21 protein-coding genes and 1 pseudogene are annotated in these 23,174 nt (G+C 38.1%); 4 read left to right on the plus strand and 18 right to left on the minus strand.

Going from position 1 to position 23,174, the window contains the following annotated elements; genetic code table 11:
- The 3 genes and pseudogenes from J3U42_RS07900 to gss form a co-directional block, all read right to left on the minus strand.
- Positions 1-2,351 (minus strand): annotated as a pseudogene (locus J3U42_RS07900) (hypothetical protein); the annotation flags it as partial.
- A 111-nt stretch (positions 2,352-2,462) separates the two neighbouring features.
- Complete coding sequence (locus tag J3U42_RS07905; protein ID WP_267336160.1) at positions 2,463-3,287, minus strand: virulence factor SrfC family protein; 825 nt, start codon at positions 3,285-3,287, stop codon at positions 2,463-2,465.
- 161 nt (positions 3,288-3,448) lie between these two features.
- Complete coding sequence (gene gss / locus J3U42_RS07910; protein WP_220218695.1) at positions 3,449-5,344, minus strand: bifunctional glutathionylspermidine amidase/synthase; 1,896 nt, start codon at positions 5,342-5,344, stop codon at positions 3,449-3,451.
- 198 nt (positions 5,345-5,542) lie between these two features.
- Here gss and ybeD point away from each other — a divergent pair, with 198 nt between their 5' ends.
- Positions 5,543-5,812: a DUF493 family protein YbeD gene (gene ybeD, locus J3U42_RS07915; RefSeq protein WP_294954205.1), complete on the plus strand. Its 270-nt coding sequence runs from the start codon at positions 5,543-5,545 to the stop codon at positions 5,810-5,812.
- Positions 5,813-5,878: 66 nt separating this feature from the next.
- Positions 5,879-7,156 carry a bifunctional O-acetylhomoserine aminocarboxypropyltransferase/cysteine synthase gene (locus J3U42_RS07920; RefSeq protein ID WP_220218693.1) on the plus strand — a complete coding sequence of 426 codons (1,278 nt, stop codon included), beginning with the start codon at positions 5,879-5,881 and terminating at the stop codon, positions 7,154-7,156.
- A gap of 59 nt (positions 7,157-7,215) precedes the next feature.
- Here J3U42_RS07920 and adk read toward each other — a convergent pair whose 3' ends face one another.
- The 11 genes from adk to putP all read right to left on the minus strand — a co-directional run bounded on the left by adk (position 7,216) and on the right by putP (position 18,270).
- Positions 7,216-7,860, minus strand: coding sequence for an adenylate kinase (gene adk, locus J3U42_RS07925; RefSeq protein ID WP_220218692.1), 645 nt, complete (start codon positions 7,858-7,860; stop codon positions 7,216-7,218).
- Between the two features lie 38 nt (positions 7,861-7,898).
- Positions 7,899-8,150 (minus strand): zinc-ribbon domain-containing protein, encoded by a 252-nt coding sequence (locus J3U42_RS07930; RefSeq protein ID WP_220218691.1) that lies wholly within the window; start codon positions 8,148-8,150, stop codon positions 7,899-7,901.
- Between the two features lie 3 nt (positions 8,151-8,153).
- On the minus strand, positions 8,154-9,620 hold the full coding sequence (der, locus tag J3U42_RS07935; protein ID WP_267329635.1) for a ribosome biogenesis GTPase Der: 1,467 nt from the start codon (positions 9,618-9,620) through the stop codon (positions 8,154-8,156).
- 18 nt (positions 9,621-9,638) lie between these two features.
- Positions 9,639-10,811 (minus strand): outer membrane protein assembly factor BamB, encoded by a 1,173-nt coding sequence (gene bamB / locus J3U42_RS07940; protein ID WP_267336161.1) that lies wholly within the window; start codon positions 10,809-10,811, stop codon positions 9,639-9,641.
- 46 nt (positions 10,812-10,857) lie between these two features.
- A complete protein-coding gene (locus tag J3U42_RS07945) occupies positions 10,858-11,562 on the minus strand; it encodes a YfgM family protein (protein ID WP_220218688.1) in 705 nt (234 codons plus the stop codon).
- Between the two features lie 23 nt (positions 11,563-11,585).
- Positions 11,586-12,863 carry a histidine--tRNA ligase gene (hisS, locus tag J3U42_RS07950; RefSeq protein ID WP_267329633.1) on the minus strand — a complete coding sequence of 426 codons (1,278 nt, stop codon included), beginning with the start codon at positions 12,861-12,863 and terminating at the stop codon, positions 11,586-11,588.
- 24 nt (positions 12,864-12,887) lie between these two features.
- Complete coding sequence (ispG, locus tag J3U42_RS07955) at positions 12,888-13,997, minus strand: flavodoxin-dependent (E)-4-hydroxy-3-methylbut-2-enyl-diphosphate synthase (RefSeq protein ID WP_267336162.1); 1,110 nt, start codon at positions 13,995-13,997, stop codon at positions 12,888-12,890.
- A gap of 86 nt (positions 13,998-14,083) precedes the next feature.
- Positions 14,084-14,524, minus strand: a complete 441-nt coding sequence (locus J3U42_RS07960) for a helix-turn-helix domain-containing protein (protein ID WP_220218685.1) — start codon at positions 14,522-14,524, stop codon at positions 14,084-14,086.
- Between the two features lie 59 nt (positions 14,525-14,583).
- On the minus strand, positions 14,584-15,450 hold the full coding sequence (pdxY, locus tag J3U42_RS07965) for a pyridoxal kinase PdxY (RefSeq protein WP_267336163.1): 867 nt from the start codon (positions 15,448-15,450) through the stop codon (positions 14,584-14,586).
- 4 nt (positions 15,451-15,454) lie between these two features.
- The gene (tyrS, locus tag J3U42_RS07970) at positions 15,455-16,726 is read right to left on the minus strand and encodes a tyrosine--tRNA ligase (protein WP_267336164.1); all 1,272 of its coding nucleotides are present in this window, start codon (positions 16,724-16,726) and stop codon (positions 15,455-15,457) included.
- 50 nt (positions 16,727-16,776) lie between these two features.
- Positions 16,777-18,270: a sodium/proline symporter PutP gene (putP, locus tag J3U42_RS07975; RefSeq protein ID WP_366518715.1), complete on the minus strand. Its 1,494-nt coding sequence runs from the start codon at positions 18,268-18,270 to the stop codon at positions 16,777-16,779.
- 259 nt (positions 18,271-18,529) lie between these two features.
- Between putP and nth the strand changes: the two genes are divergently transcribed.
- Complete coding sequence (gene nth, locus J3U42_RS07980) at positions 18,530-19,168, plus strand: endonuclease III (protein ID WP_255556188.1); 639 nt, start codon at positions 18,530-18,532, stop codon at positions 19,166-19,168.
- Positions 19,169-19,174: 6 nt separating this feature from the next.
- Positions 19,175-19,705: an endonuclease SmrB gene (gene smrB, locus J3U42_RS07985; RefSeq protein ID WP_267336165.1), complete on the plus strand. Its 531-nt coding sequence runs from the start codon at positions 19,175-19,177 to the stop codon at positions 19,703-19,705.
- A 572-nt stretch (positions 19,706-20,277) separates the two neighbouring features.
- Here the strand turns inward: smrB and cgtA are convergent.
- The 4 genes from cgtA to rplU all read right to left on the minus strand — a co-directional run bounded on the left by cgtA (position 20,278) and on the right by rplU (position 23,083).
- On the minus strand, positions 20,278-21,447 hold the full coding sequence (cgtA, locus tag J3U42_RS07990) for an Obg family GTPase CgtA (protein WP_267329628.1): 1,170 nt from the start codon (positions 21,445-21,447) through the stop codon (positions 20,278-20,280).
- Positions 21,447-22,412, minus strand: a complete 966-nt coding sequence (locus J3U42_RS07995; protein ID WP_220218679.1) for a DMT family transporter — start codon at positions 22,410-22,412, stop codon at positions 21,447-21,449. The genes cgtA and J3U42_RS07995 overlap by 1 nt, the downstream gene beginning before the upstream one ends.
- A gap of 86 nt (positions 22,413-22,498) precedes the next feature.
- Positions 22,499-22,759: a 50S ribosomal protein L27 gene (gene rpmA, locus J3U42_RS08000; protein ID WP_025314437.1), complete on the minus strand. Its 261-nt coding sequence runs from the start codon at positions 22,757-22,759 to the stop codon at positions 22,499-22,501.
- Between the two features lie 15 nt (positions 22,760-22,774).
- A complete protein-coding gene (rplU, locus tag J3U42_RS08005; protein WP_220218678.1) occupies positions 22,775-23,083 on the minus strand; it encodes a 50S ribosomal protein L21 in 309 nt (102 codons plus the stop codon).
- Positions 23,084-23,174: the final 91 nt, after the last annotated feature.

Genomic DNA, 23,174 nt, shown 5'->3' on the forward strand with positions numbered 1-23,174 from the left:
GGTGCCGTTGGCGTTGACGCTACTGGTTTCGTCGGCTCTACCGAATTCGTCGGTGCCGTTGACGTTGACGCTACTGGTTTCGTCGGCTCTACCGGTTTCGTCGGTGCCGTTGGCGTTGACGCTACTGGTTTCGTCGGCTCTGGTTTCGTATCAGACTCTACCGGTTTCTTCTGCTCTACTTTTGGCTCCGGTTTTACTGATGCCGCCTGCTCTGGCTTCGTATCAGACTCTACCGGCTTTTTCTGCTCTACTTTTGGCTCCGGTTTTACTGATGCCGTCGGCTCTGGCTTGGCATCAGACTCTACCGGTTTTTTCTGCTCTACTTTTGGCTCTGGTTTTACCGATGCCGTCGGCTCTGGCTTGGCATCAGACTCTACCGGTTTTTTCTGCTCTACTTTTGGCTCCGGTTTTACCGATACCGCCGGCTCTGGCTTCGTATCAGACTCTACCGGCTTTTTCTGCTCTACTTTTGGCTCCGGTTTTACTGATGCCGTCGGCTCTGGCTTCGTATCAGACTCTGCCGGCTTTTTCTGCTCTACTTTTGGCTCTGGTTTTACCGAGGCCGTCGGCTCTGGCTTCGCATCAGATCCTGCCGGTTTCTTCTGCTCTACTTTTGGCTCCGGTTTTACTGATGCCGTCGGCTCTGGCTTCGCATCCGATTCTACCGGTTTCTTCTGCTCTACTTTTGGCTCCGGTTTTACTAATGCCGCAGGCTCTGGCTTCGCATCAGATTCTATAGGCTTTTTCTGCTCTACTTTTGGCTCCGGTTTTACCGATGCCGTCGGCTCTGGCTTCGTATCAGACTCTACCGGCTTCTTCTGCTCTACTTTTGGCTCCGGTTTTACTGACGCCGTCGGCTCTGGCTTCGTATCAGACTCTACCGGTTTCTTCTGATCTACTTTTGGCTCCGGTTTTACTGATGCCGTCGGCTCTGGCTTCGTATCAGACTCTACCGGTTTCTTCTGATCTACTTTTGGCTCTGGTTTTATTGATGCCGTCGGCTCTGGCTTCGTATCAGATTCTACCGGCTTTTTCTGCTCTACTTTTGGCTCCGGTTTTACTGATACCGTCGGCTCTGGCTTCGTATCAGACTCTACCGGCTTTTTCTGCTCTACTTTTGGCTCCGGTTTTACTGACGCCGTCGGCTCTGGCTTCGCATCAGATTCTACAGGCTTTTTCTGCTCTACTTTTGGCTCCGGTTTTACCGATGCCGTCGGCTCTGGCTTCGTATCAGACTCTACCGGCTTCTTCTGCTCTACTTTTGGTTCCGGTTTTACTGACGCCGTCGGCTCTGGCTTCGTATCAGACTCTACCGGTTTCTTCTGATCTACTTTTGGCTCCGGTTTTACCGACGCCGTCGGCTCTGGCTTCGCATCAGACTCTACCGGCTTCTTCTGCTCTACTTTTGGCTCTGGTTTTACCGATGCCGTCGGCTCTGGCTTGGCATCAGACTCTACCGGCTTTTTCTGCTCTACTTTTGGCTCCGGTTTTACCGACGCCGTCGGCTCTGGCTTCGCATCAGATTCTACAGGCTTTTTCTGCTCTACTTTTGGCTCCGGTTTTACTAATGCCGCCTGCTCTTGCTTCGCATCAGACTCTACCGGCTTCTTCTGCTCTACTTTTGGCTCTGGTTTTACCGACTCTTGTTGTGTTTGCAACGTTTGCTCTGTTTCATTTTTGAAGATCATAAAATACCATGTTGCAAAAGCGGCACCACCAAACATCATAAGAATAAAAAATAGAATAAAAATAATTCCCAAACGGCTTTTTTTCTTAACAGTCTTTAAGTTCTGTCCTTTCTTTTCTTCAGGTTTTTGCGGATCTTGTACCGTTTCGCCTTCAGATGTAGACTCGTCGTGTTCAGCAACTGTTTCATTTTGAGAATCAATATTCGGCTCTTCAATGAATGCTGATTCATTTTCACTAGCCGATTCTTTTACAGACTCTGACGCTTGTTGCATGTCTACTTGCTCATCGTCGGGTAATGTATCTTGCATACTCGATGCTGTTGAAGGACTGACCGTTTCTGAAAAATTGATTACACCGCCACAAACACAATTTACATTTTGTTTATCACGGATTTGCATTGAAAATTGAATCTGACCTTCTTGGGATAATAATGAATCAATCAACCATTCATCAATTTGACCTATTAATTGTTCATTATCTAGTGTGATCTTTTCAATTGTATGCCAACACTCTTCTGGGCCCCATTGATTGTGTTCCAATAGATAATAGTTATCCTGAGCTCGTTGTATTAGTATCTCAACATCAGAACTACCAATCCATTCATGTACTAAAAACTTAATACTATCGGGGTTATCTCCAATTAATTCAATGCGTAATGCCATGATATCCTCTACCTTATACTCAAAAATTTATGAGCTTTATTTATTTAATTTATGAAGTAGAAAAATGCCTTTCGCTCAAAAGACGTTGTTACTTCAATTTTATTATTTATTTTAAAGAATATGATACTGCTCGAAACAATTCACAATTTTACCTGATTGGTGATTGTTTTCTTGATTGATTTCGCAATCTCTATAATGTGCTATGTTTGTATTCACAAATGTAATAAGCCGATTTAATATTGCATTCTGAGAATAATTTCTAGTTATATTGTTTAATCCTGTTAATGAATGCGTTACTTGAATATTAAATTCACCGTTTGGTGAAGAAAAAATCGGTTTATTATTATTTAATCTTTTTATAAATTTATCACTTGCTCGATTTTTAACAAAAACATACCAAACAATAAAATCTGCTAATAAAGTATGGGCAGTACCAGCTTGTCTGAACGCCATATCGTCACGTTTACGGCTTGTATAATTGTTTTTGAAAAGCCCAAGGGTTAAATTTGCTTGGATCTTCATACTACCAATAGCAGTAATGAGTTGTTTCACTATAAAAGAAAGCGATTTTATAAACTTTGAGTGGATTGATAATCGGGTGGAGGGTTTGACTGTTAGCGATGATTTAGATTGAGAAAAGAATTTAGAATCTACTTTTAATCTTAATTTATTGAGGATATTAAGAGCGGTTTTTAGTTTTTCACTGACCGAACTGCAAGCAATATCGTTGTTACTTGCATCAGAAGGTGTGTACCAATCAATCCTATTGGCTATAGCATTTTTTTGCAAAATAGCTAAATCATTGGCATATTGCTTACCAATTTTTAGTTTAAATATTTCACAATTTTGCACGCCAACAAGATAGAAGGCTGTTCTATCATGTTCTAGCTTTTTGAAACATTTGATATCACTACTTCTGAGCAATGCACTTGCCATATGTTCCTTTCTATTCCCTATGTATTATTTCTTATTAATTTTTAATTTTTAATTTTTATTAATTTTTTAATAATTATATTATTATTGATTATTATATTATTTTATATATTAAAGCTAAGTTTAACAGAAAATACTATTAATGTAATCGATATCATCAATTTTTAATTATTCTTTTTGGCAACTTGTTTTAAAAATTCCTCATCGGTTAATACTCGTAATGGTTGCATATCACTTTCACCTCGTATCACTAAAGAAGGATCGGAGCGTAAGCAGGCGCCACCATAATGGCCTCCAACAGTGAAGGTACAAACCTGTAGATAGCGATCATCAACTTTTGGTAAGCACCATAGTTCTTGATAAATATTCTCTTGCTTAGCAAATTTACCAACCGTTTTATCAAGGATTTGCTCTTTACTGCTAACTAATTCAATATCACTACCTCGGCGACCAGCAATTGGCTTAATAGCATAACCTTTTTTAATTAGATCATCATTGAGCTCAAACGTTGATTCTAACAAGTAACGATGATGAGGAAATAAAGACCATAACACAGGTAATATCGCTTTATTACTTGGGATCACAGTCCATAAAGGTTCAAAAACAGATACTTCGGGACGTAACAAAACATCAATTAGTCTCACAGCATTTTCAGGATGCCAAGTACGAATAGGCAATCCGGCAACTTGTGCTTCACTTTCTTGACGCAGTTGCTCTAAAACGGTTTCCCATGCCCATGTTTTCCATACGCAAGTAACTTGACGATCTTCATCATCAACCAATCTACCTTGTTTATCCCATTTTAAACCAGTAAGGCCACGTAAAATTTTACTCTCAAAACCAGCTTGCGTTAGCGCTTTTTGCATAAATAATGCATGATAATTCTCTTCACTATCATTATCTTGCATGATATGAACAAAGGCTTGAGCATCACTATGTTTCCAACAGTTTGCTAAAGAATTGAGCAAGCCAGCACTTGGATTCACACCAACATTTAGTTCAGCTTGTATCGCCCAATTTTGTAATATTTGCCCGGCTTCAGTATGGCACGATGCAGAGTCTGCATTATATTCATAAACTTTAAAACCTCGTTCATCCATACAAAAATCTAAACGACCGGTTATCATTTGATAACGCCGTTGTTGCCAAGAGAGTCTTAACCTTGGCCAGAGAATTTCCGGTACATTAAAATTGAGTAATAATTTATCATCTTTTAAAACTTTATCAGTAGCATGTAAATACATTAAATGCAGTTCATTGGTTGCGCGAATAAGTTCTTGCTCAGCACTTTCTGAAATAGTGAAGTAACGATAATGGTCATCATGGCTAATAGCATGCCCGGCAGCTAGCACATATGCACTCTCGAGCGGGTCAAGCTCATTTAACCACTTCTTATCAAATTGACCTTTGTTTTTAATATGTACACTATGAATAGCAAGTAATGGCGCTGGAACATTAGGTTGAGGTAAACTGTGTTGGTTTTTTTCGGTTTGAATCATCCACCCTAAAATAGTGGTATCGTCAAAGGTGTCATGAATATAATAACCTTGATCGTTAACGGTCATCTTTAATTCACGTGTCCATTGTTGGCCAATTGGTAAACGTGTGTGAATTACATTTTGTTCAGCAATGCGGATTTTATCTTCGAACACTTCAGTAATAATGGCAACATGTCCTGTTCTATCAAACACGCCACCATCATCCCATATAAGCAAAGAGCCAGCTTCTGGCATTTTTTTGCTACCGTTAGCAAATGCTTGCAAAGGTAAGATGGCTTCATTGATAACTTGGCGAAGAAAACGCAAGGAGAAAATTTCGTGAGCCATACCTACATCGGTAAACACAATACCATAATTGAGAAATAAAAACCGTCTGGCAAATTCAACACATTGCCACTTGTATCCCATATATTCGTGACCGGAATAACTACGAAATGAGGCATCATTAGGGTATTGGCAAGGATCTAATGTTTCATAATCAGATGAATAAATCGCAACGCCACCAGGCGCATAACCTAATAATGTTCCAAAAGGCTCTTTAATAGTAGACTGGGATGACATATTTTTTGACCTTTTTAATTGAAAGCAAGCCACAGTTAGCAAGCTGTGTTAGAATTTTATTATCATAGATCAAATTATAACCTTTAAAAAGAAATGTTTATTTCTCATCACTTGAAGAATAATAAAGAGGCTATATATGAGCTATTATAATTAGTAATACCAATTAAAACAGTTAGATTAAATGAGAATAATAAAATGATGCAACAAAAGACCAAATTAAATGAATTATTAGAATTTCCATGCTCTTTTACTTATAAAGTCATGGGAGAAGCAAAACCTGAACTTGTTGATAAAGTAGTGAGTGTGATTCAAAAACATGCTCCCGGGGATTATACACCTTCTATAAAACCGAGTAGTAAAGGTAATTATCATTCAGTTTCTATTACTATTAATGCAACACATATTGATCAAGTCGAGAATTTATATAAAGAATTAGGTGAAATTGATATTGTGAGAATGGTTTTATAACGCTTTACATTTTTATCATTTTTTGCACAAAATAGAGCCTTATTGTTTTACTTTTGAGGCTCTACCATGAAACCAGAAACGATCGCTCTTCACGCAGGCTATACGCCAGAACCAACAACCCACGCCGTTGCGGTACCAATTTATCAAACAACCTCTTATGCTTTTGATGATACTCAGCATGGTGCTGATTTATTTGATTTAAAAGTTGCGGGTAATATTTACACACGAATTACCAATCCCACGAATGCTGTACTTGAAGCTCGCATAGCTGCCCTTGAAGGAGGCATTGGCGCACTAGCTGTCGCATCGGGCATGGCTGCCATTACTTATGCCATTCAAGCGATCACTTTTGCGGGTGAAAATATTGTATCGGTTTCTAAATTATACGGTGGAACCTATAATTTACTGGCACACACTTTACCTAATTTTGGTATTACCACAAAATTCGCACCACATGATGATCTTCAAGCATTAGAACAACAGATTGATGATAAAACAAAAGCCATATATTGCGAAAGTATCGGTAATCCAGCGGGTAATCTTGTTGACTTAGCAGCACTTGCAGATATTGCACACCGTCATGGGATCCCTTTGATTGTTGATAATACTGTCGCCAGTCCGGCGCTTTGCCGTCCGTTTGAATTTGGTGCTGATATTGTTGTCCATTCATTAACTAAATATATCGGTGGGCACGGTAATAGCCTTGGTGGCATGATAGTGGATTCAGGTAAGTTTCCATGGAAAAAATACAGTGATAGATACCCGATGCTTAACCAACCTGATCCATCTTATCATGGGGTCGCTTATACCGAAACTTTTGGTGATGCAGCTTATATTGCTCGATGCCGAGTGATACCATTACGAAATATGGGAGCGGCACTTTCGCCATTTAATACGTTTTTATTGTTGCAAGGGCTTGAAACGCTTTCTTTACGTATGGAGCGCCATTGCCAAAATAGCCTCAAAGTTGCACAGTATCTCCAATCTCATCCACAAGTTGAATGGGTCAATTATGCCGGTTTAAGTGATCATGCTGAACATGCCTTAGCACTAAAACAGATGGATAATGGACTACCAGCGGGTATTTTATCTTTTGGAATTAAAGGGGGTAAGCAAGCCGGAGCTAAATTTATTGATGCATTAAAGTTAATTATTCGCTTAGTCAATATTGGCGACACCCGATCATTAGCCTGTCATCCGGCATCTACTACACATCGTCAACTTAACGATGAAGAGCTACATAAAGCTGGCGTAAGCCAAGAGATGATTCGTTTGTCTATTGGCATCGAACACATCGATGATATTATTGCCGATCTAGCGCAAGCTCTTACTGCCGCGAAATAATTCAAAGCACAAAAAAAGCGAAATAGTCTATCCTATCTCGCTTTTTTAATTAAAACTAATTAACCTAAAATTTTAATTAATTCGTTGGTTACATCAGCCACCGGTTGAGTACCATCTACACGGAAATATTTGGTACGCCCTTCTTTAGCTTCATGTTGATAGTAGTTAATAAGTGGTTTAGTTAAATCATGATATTCAACTAAACGTTTACGTACAATCTCTTCATCATCATCTTTTCGGGTGGTTAATGGTTCACCAGTGATATCATCAATATCTTCAACTTTTGGTGGGTTGTGGCGCACATGGTAAACACGACCTGAAGGCGCATGAATTCGGCGTCCGCTCATTCTATCGATGATAACTGAATCCGGTACATCAAATTCCAGCACATAATCAACATTAATACCGGCAGCTTTCATAGCGTCAGCTTGTGGTACAGTACGCGGGAAACCATCTAATAAAAAGCCATTTACACAATCACTTTCAGCAATGCGCTCTTTTACTAATGCAATAACAAGTTCATCGGTAACAAGCTTACCGGCATCCATTAGCTCTTTTGCTTGTAATCCCAGTGGAGTTCCTGCTTTTACTGCTGCACGTAGCATATCCCCGGTTGAAATTTGTGGAATGCCATATTTTTTCATAATAAATTGTGCTTGGGTTCCTTTCCCTGCCCCTGGTGCTCCTAATAAAATAATTCGCATAAACTAACCTCGTATGGCTCTAATAAAAATAGATTGTTCTATTCTGGTAAATAATGAAATATCACCTTACTGCTGGATATTAAACCGTCAGTAGGACAAATGTAATTGATTGCGCCACAGCCTTTAATCATTTGTAGATTTTGTTGGCAAATTGGACATATATACTGTTCAAGATAGTGCGTCTTACAACTAGGACAATCATAATGCTGAGGTGATAATACACTCATTTTATTATGACATTTTGGACAAAACCCTTCTTTTCCACTATCAACTGTGACTTTTTTTGGCATAAATTATTTACGACCTCTAACATGTTTCATTAATCGACGTCGTTTGCGTTGTTGCGACGCTGTTAGGCTATTTTTACGCCCTTCAAATGGGTTGGCACCTTCTTTAAACTGAATACGAATTGGCGACCCCATAATTTTTAATGAACGTCTAAAATAATTCATTAAGTAGCGCTTATAGGAATCCGGTAAATCTTCAACTTGATTACCATGGATCACAACAATTGGCGGATTATAGCCACCAGCATGCGCATATTTCAACTTAACTCGACGACCTCGAACTAAAGGAGGTTGATGATCGTCTTGCGCCATTTGCATAATTTTAGTTAAAAGTGCAGTATTGACACGACGAGTTGCACAATCGTATGCCTCTTGAATTGAATCAAATAAATTCCCAACACCTGAACCATGAAGCGCAGAAATAAAGTGTACTCGGGCAAAGTCAATAAAATCTAACCTATCATCTAAAGTTGCTTTGACCTGCTCTTTAATATCTTGTGACAAACCGTCCCACTTATTCACTGCTATAACAAGTGAGCGCCCACTATTAATAATGAATCCAAGCAATGATAAGTCTTGATCAGATACCCCTTCTCTGGCATCTATAACCAAAATAACGACATTGGCATCTTCAATAGCTTGTAAAGTTTTGATGACTGAAAACTTTTCAACCGTTTCCGTCACTTTTCCCCGCTTACGTACACCCGCCGTATCAATCATGATGTACTCACGTTCATCCCGAGTCATTGGTATATAAATACTGTCTCGAGTGGTGCCGGGCATGTCGTATACGACAACCCTTTCTTCACCAAGTATACGATTGGTTAGTGTTGACTTACCAACGTTTGGTCGCCCAACAATCGCCACTTTAATTGGTTGATCAATTAGCGATTGAGTTTCATCGTTGAGCTCATCATCAGAGAAAGATTCATCATCAAATGGCTCATGACTTGCAAACTCATCATCTTGTTCATTTGCAAATTGGAAAATAGGATCTAAAGCGGTTTCAATTAGGACACTTACACCACGACCATGACTGGCTGCTATTGGATGAATTTCACCTAATCCTAAACCATAAAAATCTGAAATAGCGGTATCGGCATCAATGCCATCAATTTTATTAGCGACTAAAAAAGTTGCTTTTTCACGTGAACGGAGATGCTTAGCAATAGCATGATCAGCAGGCATTGCACCAGCTCTGGCATCAACTAAGAAAAGAACAATATCAGCTTCTTCGATCGCTTGCAGGGATTGTTCAGCCATAAAGCTTTCAACCCCATCTTCTGTGCCATCAATACCACCAGTATCAATGACAATATATTCATGACCTTTGATTTCAGCACGGCCATATTTACGGTCGCGTGTTAATCCTGGGAAATCAGCGACTAATGCGTCTCGAGTTCGAGTTAAGCGATTAAATAAAGTCGACTTTCCAACATTCGGACGCCCAACTAGTGCTACTACAGGTACCATGTTTATTCTCTAATAACCTTAATTTTTTGTGAAAGCGTAGATATCACCATTTTTTGCTTGAACAACTATTTTATTATCAACAACTAATGGTCGGGATATTAACCCACTACTACTCACTTGTGTTTTAGCGACAACTTCACCATTTTCTTTATTTAACCAATACAGGTAACCTTCAAAATCACCTACAACAATATTATCTTGGTAAATAACTGGATCAGTCAATTGACGGTGTGAAAGTGCTGACTGAGTCCATAATACTGAGCCACCATCTTTAGAGACAGCTTGAATATTATCATCTTGGTCAACAACAAATAATTCTTGAGAGTCTACCACAAAGCTATGCGTCGATCCTAACTGTTTGCGCCAAACAACTTGTCCATTACTTAAATCAAGCGCAGCAACATATCCATTATAACCAATTGCATAGACCAGACTACCTTCAACTACTGGGGTAGAATCAACATCATTTAATTTTGCAATTTCTGTCGATCCTGTTGGATTTGATATGCGTTGTTGCCAAATCATTTCTCCGTCATTGACATAATAGGCATTAACACGTCCATTATCATCACCAAAAATTGCCGCACCATGTGCAATTGTCGGTGTTGAATTTCCTCTTAAGGTTAATAATGGAACTTCAAGTAACACATCCCATAATTCATCACCAGTATTACGATCGAAAGCTTGTAACATGCCATTTGCAGTATGGACGATTAATTTATCATCGGTAGATACCGGGCGAGCAAGAACTTCACCTTTAGCCGCTTTTTCCCATACTACTTTACCATTACTACGATCTAGAGCATAAACAACGGCACGTTCACTACCCACATAAACATATTTATCATCTGCACTCACACCACCAGAAAATAAGGCTGTTTTGCTACTAAAAAAAGAACTTTGCGATAAATTGACATCCCATAACGTATTGCCACTGGTTAAATCAATCGCTTTAACTTGTCCACTGCGGCTAGCAGCGTAAACAACATTATCATAGTTTATAGGACCTAATAATGAATAGATTTGAGTATTGCCAGATGTACTGTTTCGCCATACTTGTGGTATAGAAAATTGATTATTTACTGCTGGTGAAGGTGAGACTTGTACAACTTCTTCTTCTCCACCAAACAAAGAACATCCAGCAAGTGAAAACATAAAAACACTAATAAAAAGATATTTTGATAACTTCATTGTATAGACCCTTATACCAGGATGAATTAATTCTTGTTTAGTTCAGTTATTTATTTTCTGTCTGAGCCGCCTGTTCGGCTTTCTCTTTAGCTGCCTGTGCCTCTTGTTCAGCTTGTTGTTTTGTTTTTAGAAATTCAACTTGATTTAACTTCATTTTAATACTTTGCTCAAGCCCAGGCATTGGTGATGAAGTTAACGCCACATTATAAGCGGCAATCGCATTAGTATAATCGGCCATTTTTACTAATATATCACCACGAATATCATTAACAACTGGCGCCCAACTCTCTTCTGTGACTTGATTTAATGTTGTTAAACTTTGTTGATATTGCTCAAGTTGATACTCTAATCGTGCAATACGGATATTAATAATTGAAGCAATTGTTTCAGAATCATTCTTCTTTAATGCATCAAGTAATAATGCTTTTGCACCCGAATAGTCTTTAAGTACTTCAACATAAAATTTGGCGGCCTGCAAATTAGCAAACACACTAAAAACAGTGGTGTTATCTTTAGCAAATGCGACTAATTCATTCACTGACTCAGGTTTAGTATTATCTAAATTAGCAACTAATTGTTCATACTTGTCAGATGATTGCGTTATTTTTTCTAAATTGTAAGATTGCCAGTATTGCCAGCCATAAAAGGCTAAAAGTCCAATAACAATAATCGCAACTATCAATTTCCACGTTTTAGCAAGAAACTCTTTTATCTCTGAAAGCTGCTCTTCACTCGATAATTGATGACTCACATTTTTCTCCTATTTCCCTTACTTTACAGTATCGCCATACAAGTCGGAACAATATCGTTTTGTGCTACTTCAACTTGTTCGCCTGTTTGTAAATTTTTAATTGTCACTGACTGGTTAGCGATTTCATTTTCACCAATAATGACTGCTATTTTAGCACCTAATTTATCTGCTTTGGCAAATTGTTTCTTAAAATTACTACTACCATAATTTGTAACGATGCGTCTTTCCGGTAATCCGTCACGTAATTGCTCAGCAACACACTGCGCAGCAGATATGGTATTTTCATCACCAGACGATATCATATAAATATCAATCGAATTATCTCGATTTAATGACGGATTAACTGCTTGAACCAGTAGAACCAAACGCTCAAGCCCCATAGCAAAACCAACTGCGGGCGTTGGCTGTCCACCGAGCTGGCTAACAAGTCCGTCATAACGACCACCACCGCAAACCGTACCTTGTGCACCTAAACTACTGGTGACCCATTCAAACACGGTACGATTATAATAGTCCAAGCCACGAACTAATCTTTGATTAATATTGTATTTTATACCTGCATTATCCAGTAACCGGCATAAGCCTTCAAAATGTTGCTTAGACTCTTCATCTAAATAATCAAACAGTTTCGGCGCTTGATTAAGAAGCTCTTGCACGACCGGATTTTTCGAATCCAGAACACGTAGTGGATTAGTATACATTCTACGCAGACAGTCTTCATCCAATTTATCTTTATGTTGTTCAAGGAAGTTAACTAACGCATTTCGGTAATTCGCTCTTGCTTCAACTGAACCAATTGAATTAAGCTCAAGTGAAGTATGATTTTCAATACCTAACGCTTTCCAAAAACGTGCCGTTAATAAGATAAGTTCGGCATCAATATTAGGTCCTTCAAGTCCAAAAACTTCCACACCAAATTGATGAAACTGTCGATAACGACCTTTTTGCGGTTTTTCATAACGAAATGCCGGACCTAAATACCAAAGACGCTGCTCTTGATTATAAAATAGACCATGTTCAATACCGGCACGTACGCAACCAGCAGTAATCTCTGGGCGCAAAGTAATACTTTCATCATTACGATCATTGAAAGTATACATCTCTTTTTCGACAATATCGGTCACTTCGCCGACAGCGCGTTTAAATAGTGCAGTATCTTCAACAATTGGCGTTCTAATTTCGTTATAACCATAACTGTTTAAAACACCTTTTACAATTTTCTCTATTTGTTGCCAACTCGCACTATCACTAGGGAGTAAATCGTTCATTCCCCGTATAGATTGGATTTTTTTCTCTGTCATTTATTTATTCGCTATCTAATAAAATTATAGTTCAGTTGCTGCAATTCTGTTTTTTAATAGTGATGCTTTTGCTCGTATTTTGGCTTCTAACTCATCGATCATTTGCTCGTTATCGATACGACCAATACGAACGCCGTCTTCATAAAAACCACTTTTATTATGACCACCAGCAACACCCATAGTCGAAGCTAATGCTTCGCCTGGACCATTGACCACACAACCAATAATTGATACATCCATTGGCGTAATAATATCTTCTAAACGTTGCTCTAGAATATTTACCGTATTAATGACATCAAACTCTTGCCTTGAACAGGTTGGACAAGCAATAAAATTAATACCACGAGAGCGGATACGTAACGATTTTAAAATATCAAAACCAACTTTTACTTCTTCGGTTGGATCCGCTGCTAACGAAACACGCAACGTATCACCAATGCCTTGAGCTAACAACAACCCTAATCCTATTGCAGATTTTACCGCACCACTGCGCACACCACCAGCTTCAGTTATCCCTAAATGTAATGGTTGCTTGATCTGTCTTGCAAGCAAGCGATATGAATCAACCGCAGTAAAAACATCTGATGCTTTAACACTTACTTTAAACTGATCAAAGTTTAATTTGTCCAGTATCTCAACATGGCGCATAGCTGACTCAACAATAGCTTGCGGTGTTGGTTCACCATATTTCTCTTGAATATCTTTTTCTAATGAGCCCGAATTTACCCCAATACGTATTGGGATATTTTTATCTTTAGCACAATCAACAACCGTTCGAATCCTTGATTCATTACCGATATTTCCGGGATTAATCCTTAAACAATCAACACCATATTCAGCCACTTTTAAAGCAATACGATAATCAAAATGTATATCGGCAATAAGTGGTACTTTTGCTTGTTGTTTTATAAATTTGAATGCTTCAGCTGCATCCATTGTCGGTATTGAAACACGAACAATATCAACACCAACACGCTCAAGCGCTTGAATTTGAGCAACTGTTTTTTCAACATCAGTTGTACGCGTATTGGTCATGGACTGAACAGCAATAGGCGCACCGCCACCAATAGGAACATTGCCGACATAAATTCGGGTTGATTCTCTTCTGTTAATTGGTGAATCGTGATGACTCATAACCTGCCTAATCATATTACAAAATAACTAGCTGGCAATCTTAACAAGAATTACAGCAAATGTCTGTATGAGATTAAGAAAATTTGCTAACTGTTAACACGATCTGATGTTGGTGGGGAAATATAATGGCTAACTTCAACAAGATTACTTTTATCTTGCTTAGTCACAAAATAAAGTGTGGCACCTAACGCGCATAAGAAAATAAATAAGAAGGCAAATAGAACTTTACTACTACCTTTTGTTTTTTTATCTTTCGGAACAAGCTCAGCAATCTTCTGAGATGAATACTGTTTTTTCAAATCTTCAAGATAAGGTTGATACTCTTCATTTGGCAAACCAACAATTTCAGCATAAGCACGAATATAACCTTTAACAAAAACAAAAGGGGCATGAACAAGCTGGTCGTTTTCAATTTCTGATACAACCGCCTTACGTACATGAAGTTTATTGGCAATATCTTCTTGAGTTAATCCTAAATTATCTCTTGAATTGGAAAGAATCTTACCCAATGAAATATTGTCTTCCATTAATCCCCTCGTTTAATACTGTATCCGTAAATTTTCTATATTTTTACATATTTACAAAATTAATCAATTCTTTTCGCTTTGAACCATTGATTTGGTGTTTCAATTTCATTTTGGGCAGCCACTAATTGTAATTCATACGCCTCTCGTTTCAACGTTTCTAGCATAACTGCGTATACAGCTGATGTAGTATGTTCTAAAGCTTCAACCAGTGATTTTCCAAGCAAAATATTAGCTAAAAACAAGCCACTTGTCATATCACCGACACCAACTGGTTGTCTTTCACCAAAATCAACTAATGGGCGTTCAATATGCCATGCTTCTTGCTCAGTCACTAAAAGCATTTCAAAACGATCTTTACGATAACCGGCTCGACTTAAGTGTTTTACTAAAATAGCTTTCGGTCCTTTTTTACAAAGTTCACGACAGGCAACAATCGCTTCATCAACATTTTTGATTTGCTGCTTACCATTTAGCTCCTCAAGCTCTAATATATTAGGCGCCATCATATCGGCCATTGGTAAAGCGCTATTACATAAAAATTCAGCGACCCCTGGGGCGACAAAACAGCCTTTTTCAGGGTGCCCCATAACAGGATCACATAGATAAATTGCATTAGGGTTAACTGCTTTTACTTTTTTTACAATTTCAATAATTGCATTACCCTGCTCAGGCGATCCCATATAACCACTTAGGATCGCATCACAATGCTTTAATTCATCAATTGCATTAATTCCATCAACAATCTCAGTTAGATGAGATGCAGGCATTACCGTTCCAGTCCATTGACGATATTGAGTATGATTAGAAAATTGTACTGTATTTAAAGGCCAAACATTCACGCCCAATCGACGCATCGGGAAGACGGCGGCACTATTTCCAGCATGACCAAATACCACATGTGACTGAATCGATAATATATTTTTCATAAAATTAATTCCAAATTAATAAGCAGTAATATTTCTTACCACGACGAAGTAAAGTATAACGGTTAAAAAGTTTATCACTATCAGCGAATCGATAATCCGTTGTTGCATTACGCTCACCATTAATCGAAATAGCATTTGATTCAATCATTGTTCTTGCTTGACCTCTGGAAGGGGCAAACTCAGCATTAACAATTGCTTGTTGTAAATCAATTTCATCACTCACCGCTAAAGTTGGCATACCGTCTTGCGCTAATTGTTCAAAATCAGCCTCGGACAAGTCGGTCAATTTACCGGAAAATAGACTTTCGGTGATTCGTTTAGCAGCAATAAGCCCTTCTTCCCCATGAACTAAACGGGTAACTTGTTCGGCAAGTACATATTGAGCTCTTGGCGCAACGCCACTATTTTTATCTTCTTGTTCTAATTCATCTATTTCATTCAATGGCATGAAAGTAAAGAATTTCAAGAATCGATAAACATCAGCATCAGCAGTATTAATCCAAAATTGATAGAATTTATAAGGACTGGTTTTCTTCGGATCAAGCCATACCGCACCACTTTCAGTTTTACCGAATTTAGTCCCGTCAGACTTAGTAATCAACGGTACAGTTAAACCATAAACTTGTTTTTGATGTAATCGTCGGGTTAAATCAATACCAGCGGTAATATTCCCCCACTGGTCAGAACCACCAATTTGCAAAACAACATTTTGTGATTGATTTAAACAAGCAAAATCATAAGCTTGCAGTAAGCTATAAGAAAATTCTGTAAATGAAATACCCACTTCGTCACGGTCAATACGTTGTTTAACTGATTCTTTATTAATCATCGCATTAACCGAAAAATATTTGCCAATATCACGCAAAAAAGTCAGTACATTCATGCCACTAAACCAATCATAGTTGTTAGCTACAATTGCGGCATTTTCACCACAATTAAAATCTAAAAATGGCGAGACTTGTTGTTTGATTTTCTCACTCCATTCAACAACTGTTTGTTCGGTATTGAGTTTTCGTTCAACAGCTTTAAAGCTAGGATCGCCAATCAAACCAGTTGCGCCACCAACTAGAGCCACAGGCTTATGCCCGGCTAGTTGAAAACGTTTTAAACAAAGTAATGGAACTAAATGACCAAGATGCAAACTATCAGCCGTTGGATCAAAACCACAATAAAGCGCAATAGGATTTTGTTCGACTTGTTCTATTAGTGCTTTTTCATCAGTAAGCTGAGCAATCAGTCCACGCTCTTGTAGTTGTTTGATCACATTTTTTGTCATGATTTTTACCTATTAAATTTTGTTACAATGATATTCTACTAAAGTAAGATTTACTCAGTTTTGTTATGATAACGTTTATACGCTTGTTTAAAATGATCTTCCACTATTTCGTTAGGTTTTTTATCACATAAACTAAAAATCACAATAGCGATTGAAGCAAATAAAAATCCGGGAATAAGTGAATAGAGATTGAACCAATTAAAATTGATCCAAAGTAAAACGGTTATCGCACCAACCACCATGCCAGCTAGTGCACCATTTCGGGTCATACGAGACCAAAATACTGAAAAAACCACAATAGGTCCAAAAGCCGCACCAAAGCCAGCCCAAGCATGGCTTACTAAATCAAGTACACTATTGTTAGGATTGATGGCAAGTAAAATCGCAATAACAGAAACAATTAATACCATAATGCGACCAACCCAAACCAATTCACGTTGCTTAGCTTGTGGTCTAAAAAATGCACGATAAAAATCTTCCGTTAAAGCACTTGAGCAAACTAAGAGTTGGCAACTTAAGGTGCTCATCACTGCGGCTAAAATAGCAGCAAGTAAGATGCCTGCAATCCAAGGGTTAAACAGTAGTTTAGATAACTCAATAAAAATTCGTTCATGCTTACCATTATTAATTAAATAAGCCAGATCAGGATTATTAGCAAAAAAGGCAATACCAAAAAATCCAACCGTTATTGCACCAGCTAAACATAAAATCATCCATGTCATACTGATTCGACGAGCATTTTTCATCACCTCATGCGAATCTGCCGCCATAAATCTAGCTAAAATATGTGGTTGCCCAAAATAGCCTAACCCCCAACCTAATAATGAAACAATAGCAACAAAATCCATATGGGCAAATATGTTAGTATAATCAGGATTAAGCGATTTGATATTAGCCATTGCATCGGTAAAGCCACCGGCATTGACCATAACCATAATCGGCGTAAGAATAAGTGCAAACATCATCAAGCTGGCTTGAATGGTATCTGTCCAGCTAACCGCTAAAAAACCACCGATAAACGTATAAGCTATGGTAGCGCCGGCTCCAGCTAACATTGCCCAGCCGTAACTCATACCAAAGGTACTTTCGAACAATTTTGCACCAGCAACCACGCCAGAAGCGCAATAAATAGTAAAAAAGATAAGAATAATGACCGCCGAAATAATCCGTAACAACGTACTTTTATCATCAAATCGACGAGCAAAATAATCAGGTAAAGTTAAAGAGTTGTGATTGATCTCAGTAAAAACTCGTAGCCGACCGGCAATAAGTAGCCAATTAAGGTACGCCCCAATAATTAGACCTATTGCAATCCAACTTTGCGAAATACCAAATAAAAAAACGGCACCCGGCAGTCCCATTAATAACCAACCACTCATGTCGGAAGCACCTGCAGAAAGCGCTGTCACAACACTACCAATACGACGTCCACCCAAAATATAATCACCAAAGTTTCGCGTTGCACGAAACGCAAAAAAACCAATCGCAATCATTCCTAAAATGTACACAGCAAAGGTGACAATCATTGGTAACGACATTTTTATAACAAACCTTGTATTTATGAAATTAAAAAATGGTTGACTAGCTTATCACAAAAACCCCTTGCTAAAAAGCAGACAATCGAGAGATGTTCAACAACAAAAAAGGAAAAATCACCTTAATCAAATCACTACACAGCGCTTCTATAAATACGCACGATACTTTTGATAGAATATATCAATATAAAAACTCAGTTTAATCTAAAGATAATACCAAAATTAAAGTATATAATAATAAATAATCTTTCTTATATATAATTATTACGTGAAACAATCAACTCGCATTCAGATTTTAGAAAAGTTAAAACAACACATTAAAGATCCAACAACCGAACTGGTATATCAAACCCCTTTTGAATTACTTATTGCGGTTGTGCTTTCAGCGCAAGCAACCGATGTGAGCGTTAATAAAGCGACTAAGCCTTTATTTGCTGTTGCTAACACACCTGAACAAATTTTAGCACTTGGGGTTGAGAAGCTTAAACAGTACATACGCACAATTGGACTGTATAATAGCAAGGCTGAAAACATTATTAAAACCTGTCAGATATTAATTGAAAGATATCAAAGCGAAGTACCGGAGAATTTTAATGCGCTTATTTCGCTACCCGGTGTAGGCAGAAAAACCGCTAACGTAGTTTTAAACACGGCTTTTGGTTGGCCAACTATAGCGGTTGATACCCATATCTTTCGGGTAAGTAATCGTACTGGTTTTGCGCCCGGAAAAACCGTTGAAGCTGTTGAAGAAAAATTATTAAAAGTTGTCCCCGAAAAATATAAAATTAACTGTCACCACTGGTTAATTTTGCATGGGCGTTATACCTGCATTGCCCGAAAACCTCGTTGCGGGGCTTGTGTTATTGAAGATTTATGTGAATTTAAACAAAAAGTTTACCCAGAGTGATAACCAATGTCTGATAAATTTAATTTAAGTGAAGAAGACCTAAGCTTGTTTAAAAGTAGTATTGGTAATACAAAAAAAATAAAACAAGACACCGTGATTCATAAACCACAAAAACGCACCCAAAAAGTGATTGAAACACAAAAACAGCAATTAGCAAAAATAAATGCTGAGTTTTATTTTTCTGATAATTATCAGCCACTGTTACAACAAGATCCTATTCGCTACAGTCGTGAAAATGCTGATCCTTATGAGATTAAACAATTACGTCGGGGATTTTATGAGCCAGAATTCTTTTTAGATCTGCATGGACTAACTCAGAAAGAGGCGAAAAAAGAAATAGCCGCACTCATTGCGGCCTGTTTACGCGAAAAAGCACAATGTGCTTGTATTATGTATGGGCATGGCAAAAATATTTTGAAAAAACAGACTCCGATGTGGTTAGCACAACATCCTAACATTATCTGTTTTCATCAAGCACCGAAAGAATTTGGTGGGAGTGCCGCATTACTCATTTTATTTGATGTTATCAATGAGTAGAAATAAACCTGAATAGTATCAACCTTATCATATAAAGCTTTACTGAACCAAATCATGTTTATCTGTGTAATTCATGTCTTTTTATTATCAATGTGCTGAAATCGATACTATTTTGGTGAAGGTAAGAGATTATATTGAAGCCTACCATACGAATAAATAAAGATATGTTTAGATTGAAGCTGTTTGCGCTTTGCTTGAAGTAAGTAGATCACTTTATAGTAGGCATAATAAATAAAGTGCGATTAACTCACCATACAAAATAAAAAAGCCAGCATAGTTGGCTAGGCTGGCAAACATTGGAAGCAATGTGAGCAATGTCATACTTTTTCAGAAGTCTTTCAACTCTCTAACAAAGTACAATTGAATGATAATCATTCTCATTAATAAAAGCAAGTAGTTTTTTTGATTTTTTCCAAATAAAGAAGATAGACCGATCTAATTAACCGGCATGGAAATACTAACTAATTGATTCTATGAAAAGAAATTAAGATAAGTGCAGGGTAAGTTACCCTGCATTGTAGAAATTATTATTTTTAATTACAAATGAGATAGCCGCGATAAATACCGCTTTATTATTTTTGGTAAATGAATTCAACGCCTTCTTCGTCGCTTTCATCCCAGTCATCGAAATCATCATCGTCATCATCAAAAGCATCATCCATAGCCTGTTGATGATAATCATCCCACATAAATTCCACTTTTTCTGCTGCCGTTTCTGCTTCTTCTGCTTCACGAGGATGCGCATTCATGTAATCCATGAGATCCCAACATAAAGCTTTTACACCTTCATGATTAACCGCTGAAATCACATAATATTTATCATTCCAATCGAGTGCTTTTGCAATTTCCGCTGCACGTTTGGCGCTTTCTTCTTCACCCAATACATCCATTTTATTAAATACTAACCAGCGTGGTTTATTGGCTAATTTTTCACTATATTGGTGAAGTTCTTGAATAATAACTTTAGCATTTTCAATTGGATCTGATTCATCAATTGGAGCAATATCAATTAGATGAACTAAAACCCTACAGCGTTCTAAGTGTTTTAAAAAACGAATACCAAGCCCAGCGCCGTCTGATGCACCTTCAATTAAGCCGGGAATATCAGCAACCACAAAACTTTGCTCGTTATCCATTCTCACCACACCTAAACTCGGCACTAACGTGGTAAAAGGATAATCGGCAACTTTCGGCTTAGCGGCCGATACGGAACGAATAAAGGTAGATTTACCCGCATTTGGTAATCCTAACATTCCTACATCAGCAAGTAATAACAGTTCTAATAATACATCACGTTTTTCACCGGGAGTTCCGTCGGTTTTTTGTCTAGGCGCTCGATTAACCGATGATTTAAACCGTGCATTGCCAAGCCCATGGAAACCACCTTTAGCAACTAAAACCTTTTGTTGGTGATGCGTTAAATCACCAATGATCTCACCAGTATATTTGTCAGTGATCCTTGTTCCAACCGGAACTTTAACAGTAATATCTTTACCACGCTTACCGGTACAATCTGAGCCTTGCCCATTTTGACCACGCTCTGCACGGTAGTTTTTTTCAAACTGAAAATCAACTAATGTGTTGAGATTCTCATCTGCGATAAAAAATACATCACCACCGTCACCACCGTCGCCACCATCTGGTCCACCTTTTGGAATATATTTTTCACGACGAAAACCGACACAACCATTTCCGCCATCACCGGCTTCAACTCGGATTGATGCTTCATCAACAAATTTCATTATTTATCCTCTTTGTTGCGGTTAATTAGCAAACCTTTTCTTGGGTGCCATATATAATGCCCAATAGTTGCAAACATAGCACCAGCTACAACCGATAATGCGCCAATATAACCTAAAATATTTAAATATTGCATTGCAAACTTTTCCGGCCAAATTAAGGCAAACAAATCCGAAAAGATTAACGCAAACAGTGGTGTTAATGTTGTTATCGCACTCACTTGCGCCGCCTGCCAACGCTCCATTGCCATCACTAATGCACCATAAGCAATAATGGTATTTAAACCACAAAATACAATAGCAAATAGCTGAGTAGCATCAGCATTAGCCAATTTGGTTGGAGAGGTGAACGGTAATAGACCGACCGTACAGATCAAATAAATCAACCATAATAACTGTTCTGCCCGTAATTTTCGCAATAATACTTTTTGCGCAAGCGCATAACATGCCCAAGAGACCGAAGCAAGCAACCCTAGCCAAACGCCAATGCCATAGGTAGACATGTTTGAAAACAGATCTGCAATATTTTTATTAAAAAATAGTACTAACCCAATTAATAATACCAAAATCCCAATGATCTGGGTTGGTCTTAATCTTTCTTTAAAAACAAAAGCACTTGAAATCATAAATACCACAATGCCCATTTGCCCCACAACTTGAGCCGTTGTCGCAGAAAGGTACTGAACTGCACTGGCAAATAAAGCAAAATTGCCGAGCAAACCAAATCCGGCAATCATCAATAAGACAAAACGACGACGTTTTTTAAACATCGCTAAATTAGGGAACTGTTTTTTATATGCCAGCCATATTGTGATGCCAACAGCTGAAATAGCCAATCTCGACCATGCTAAGGTTAACGGATCGACAACCACTAAAGCATATTTCATTGCAATTGGCACAATGCCCCACATAACAGCGGTTAACATTGCTAATGCAAAACCTAATTTGACATTTTGTGGTGTTATCATAATGGGTAATATTATATAAAATTCAAGAAATGAAAAAAGCCCCACAATAACTGTGAGGCTTCTATAAACTTTTGAACCGCTTTTAATTAGCTGTTAGCAATTACACTAACATAACGACGGTTTTTTGGTCCTTTAACTTCGAATTTTACTTGTCCATCGATTAAGGCAAATAGTGTATGGTCACGACCACAACCTACGTTTGTGCCTGGGTGGAATTGAGTTCCACGTTGACGAACTAAGATATTTCCAGCAAGAACTTCTTGACTACCATAACGTTTAACACCTAAACGTTTACTTTGGGAATCACGACCATTACGTGATGAACCACCAGCCTTCTTATGTGCCATTGTTCGATACTCCTATTAAGCGATTGCAGTGATCTTCACATCAGTGAACCACTGACGGTGACCTTGTTGTTTACGATAGTGTTTACGACGACGGAATTTAACGATTTTCACTTTGTCACCACGACCGTGTTCAACAATCTCTGCTTTAATTGTTGCACCTTCAACAAACGGAGCACCAACTTTGATGTCTTCACCATTTGCTACCATTAAAACTTTATCGAAAACGATTTCAGAACCAGTTTCGACTTCAATTTTTTCCAAGCGAACGACTTGTCCTTCGCTGACTCGGTGTTGTTTGCCACCACTTTGGAAAACTGCGTACATACTCAACTCCGCAATAAAAAACAGACCATTACTTGATTGTACATATTTGTCTGCATTGATTAATCTTATAGGGCGTGAATTTTACGCAAAA

Origin of the sequence: Gilliamella sp. B2923 (genome assembly GCF_026536565.1) — a bacterium.
In the GTDB taxonomy this organism is placed as follows: domain Bacteria; phylum Pseudomonadota; class Gammaproteobacteria; order Enterobacterales; family Orbaceae; genus Gilliamella.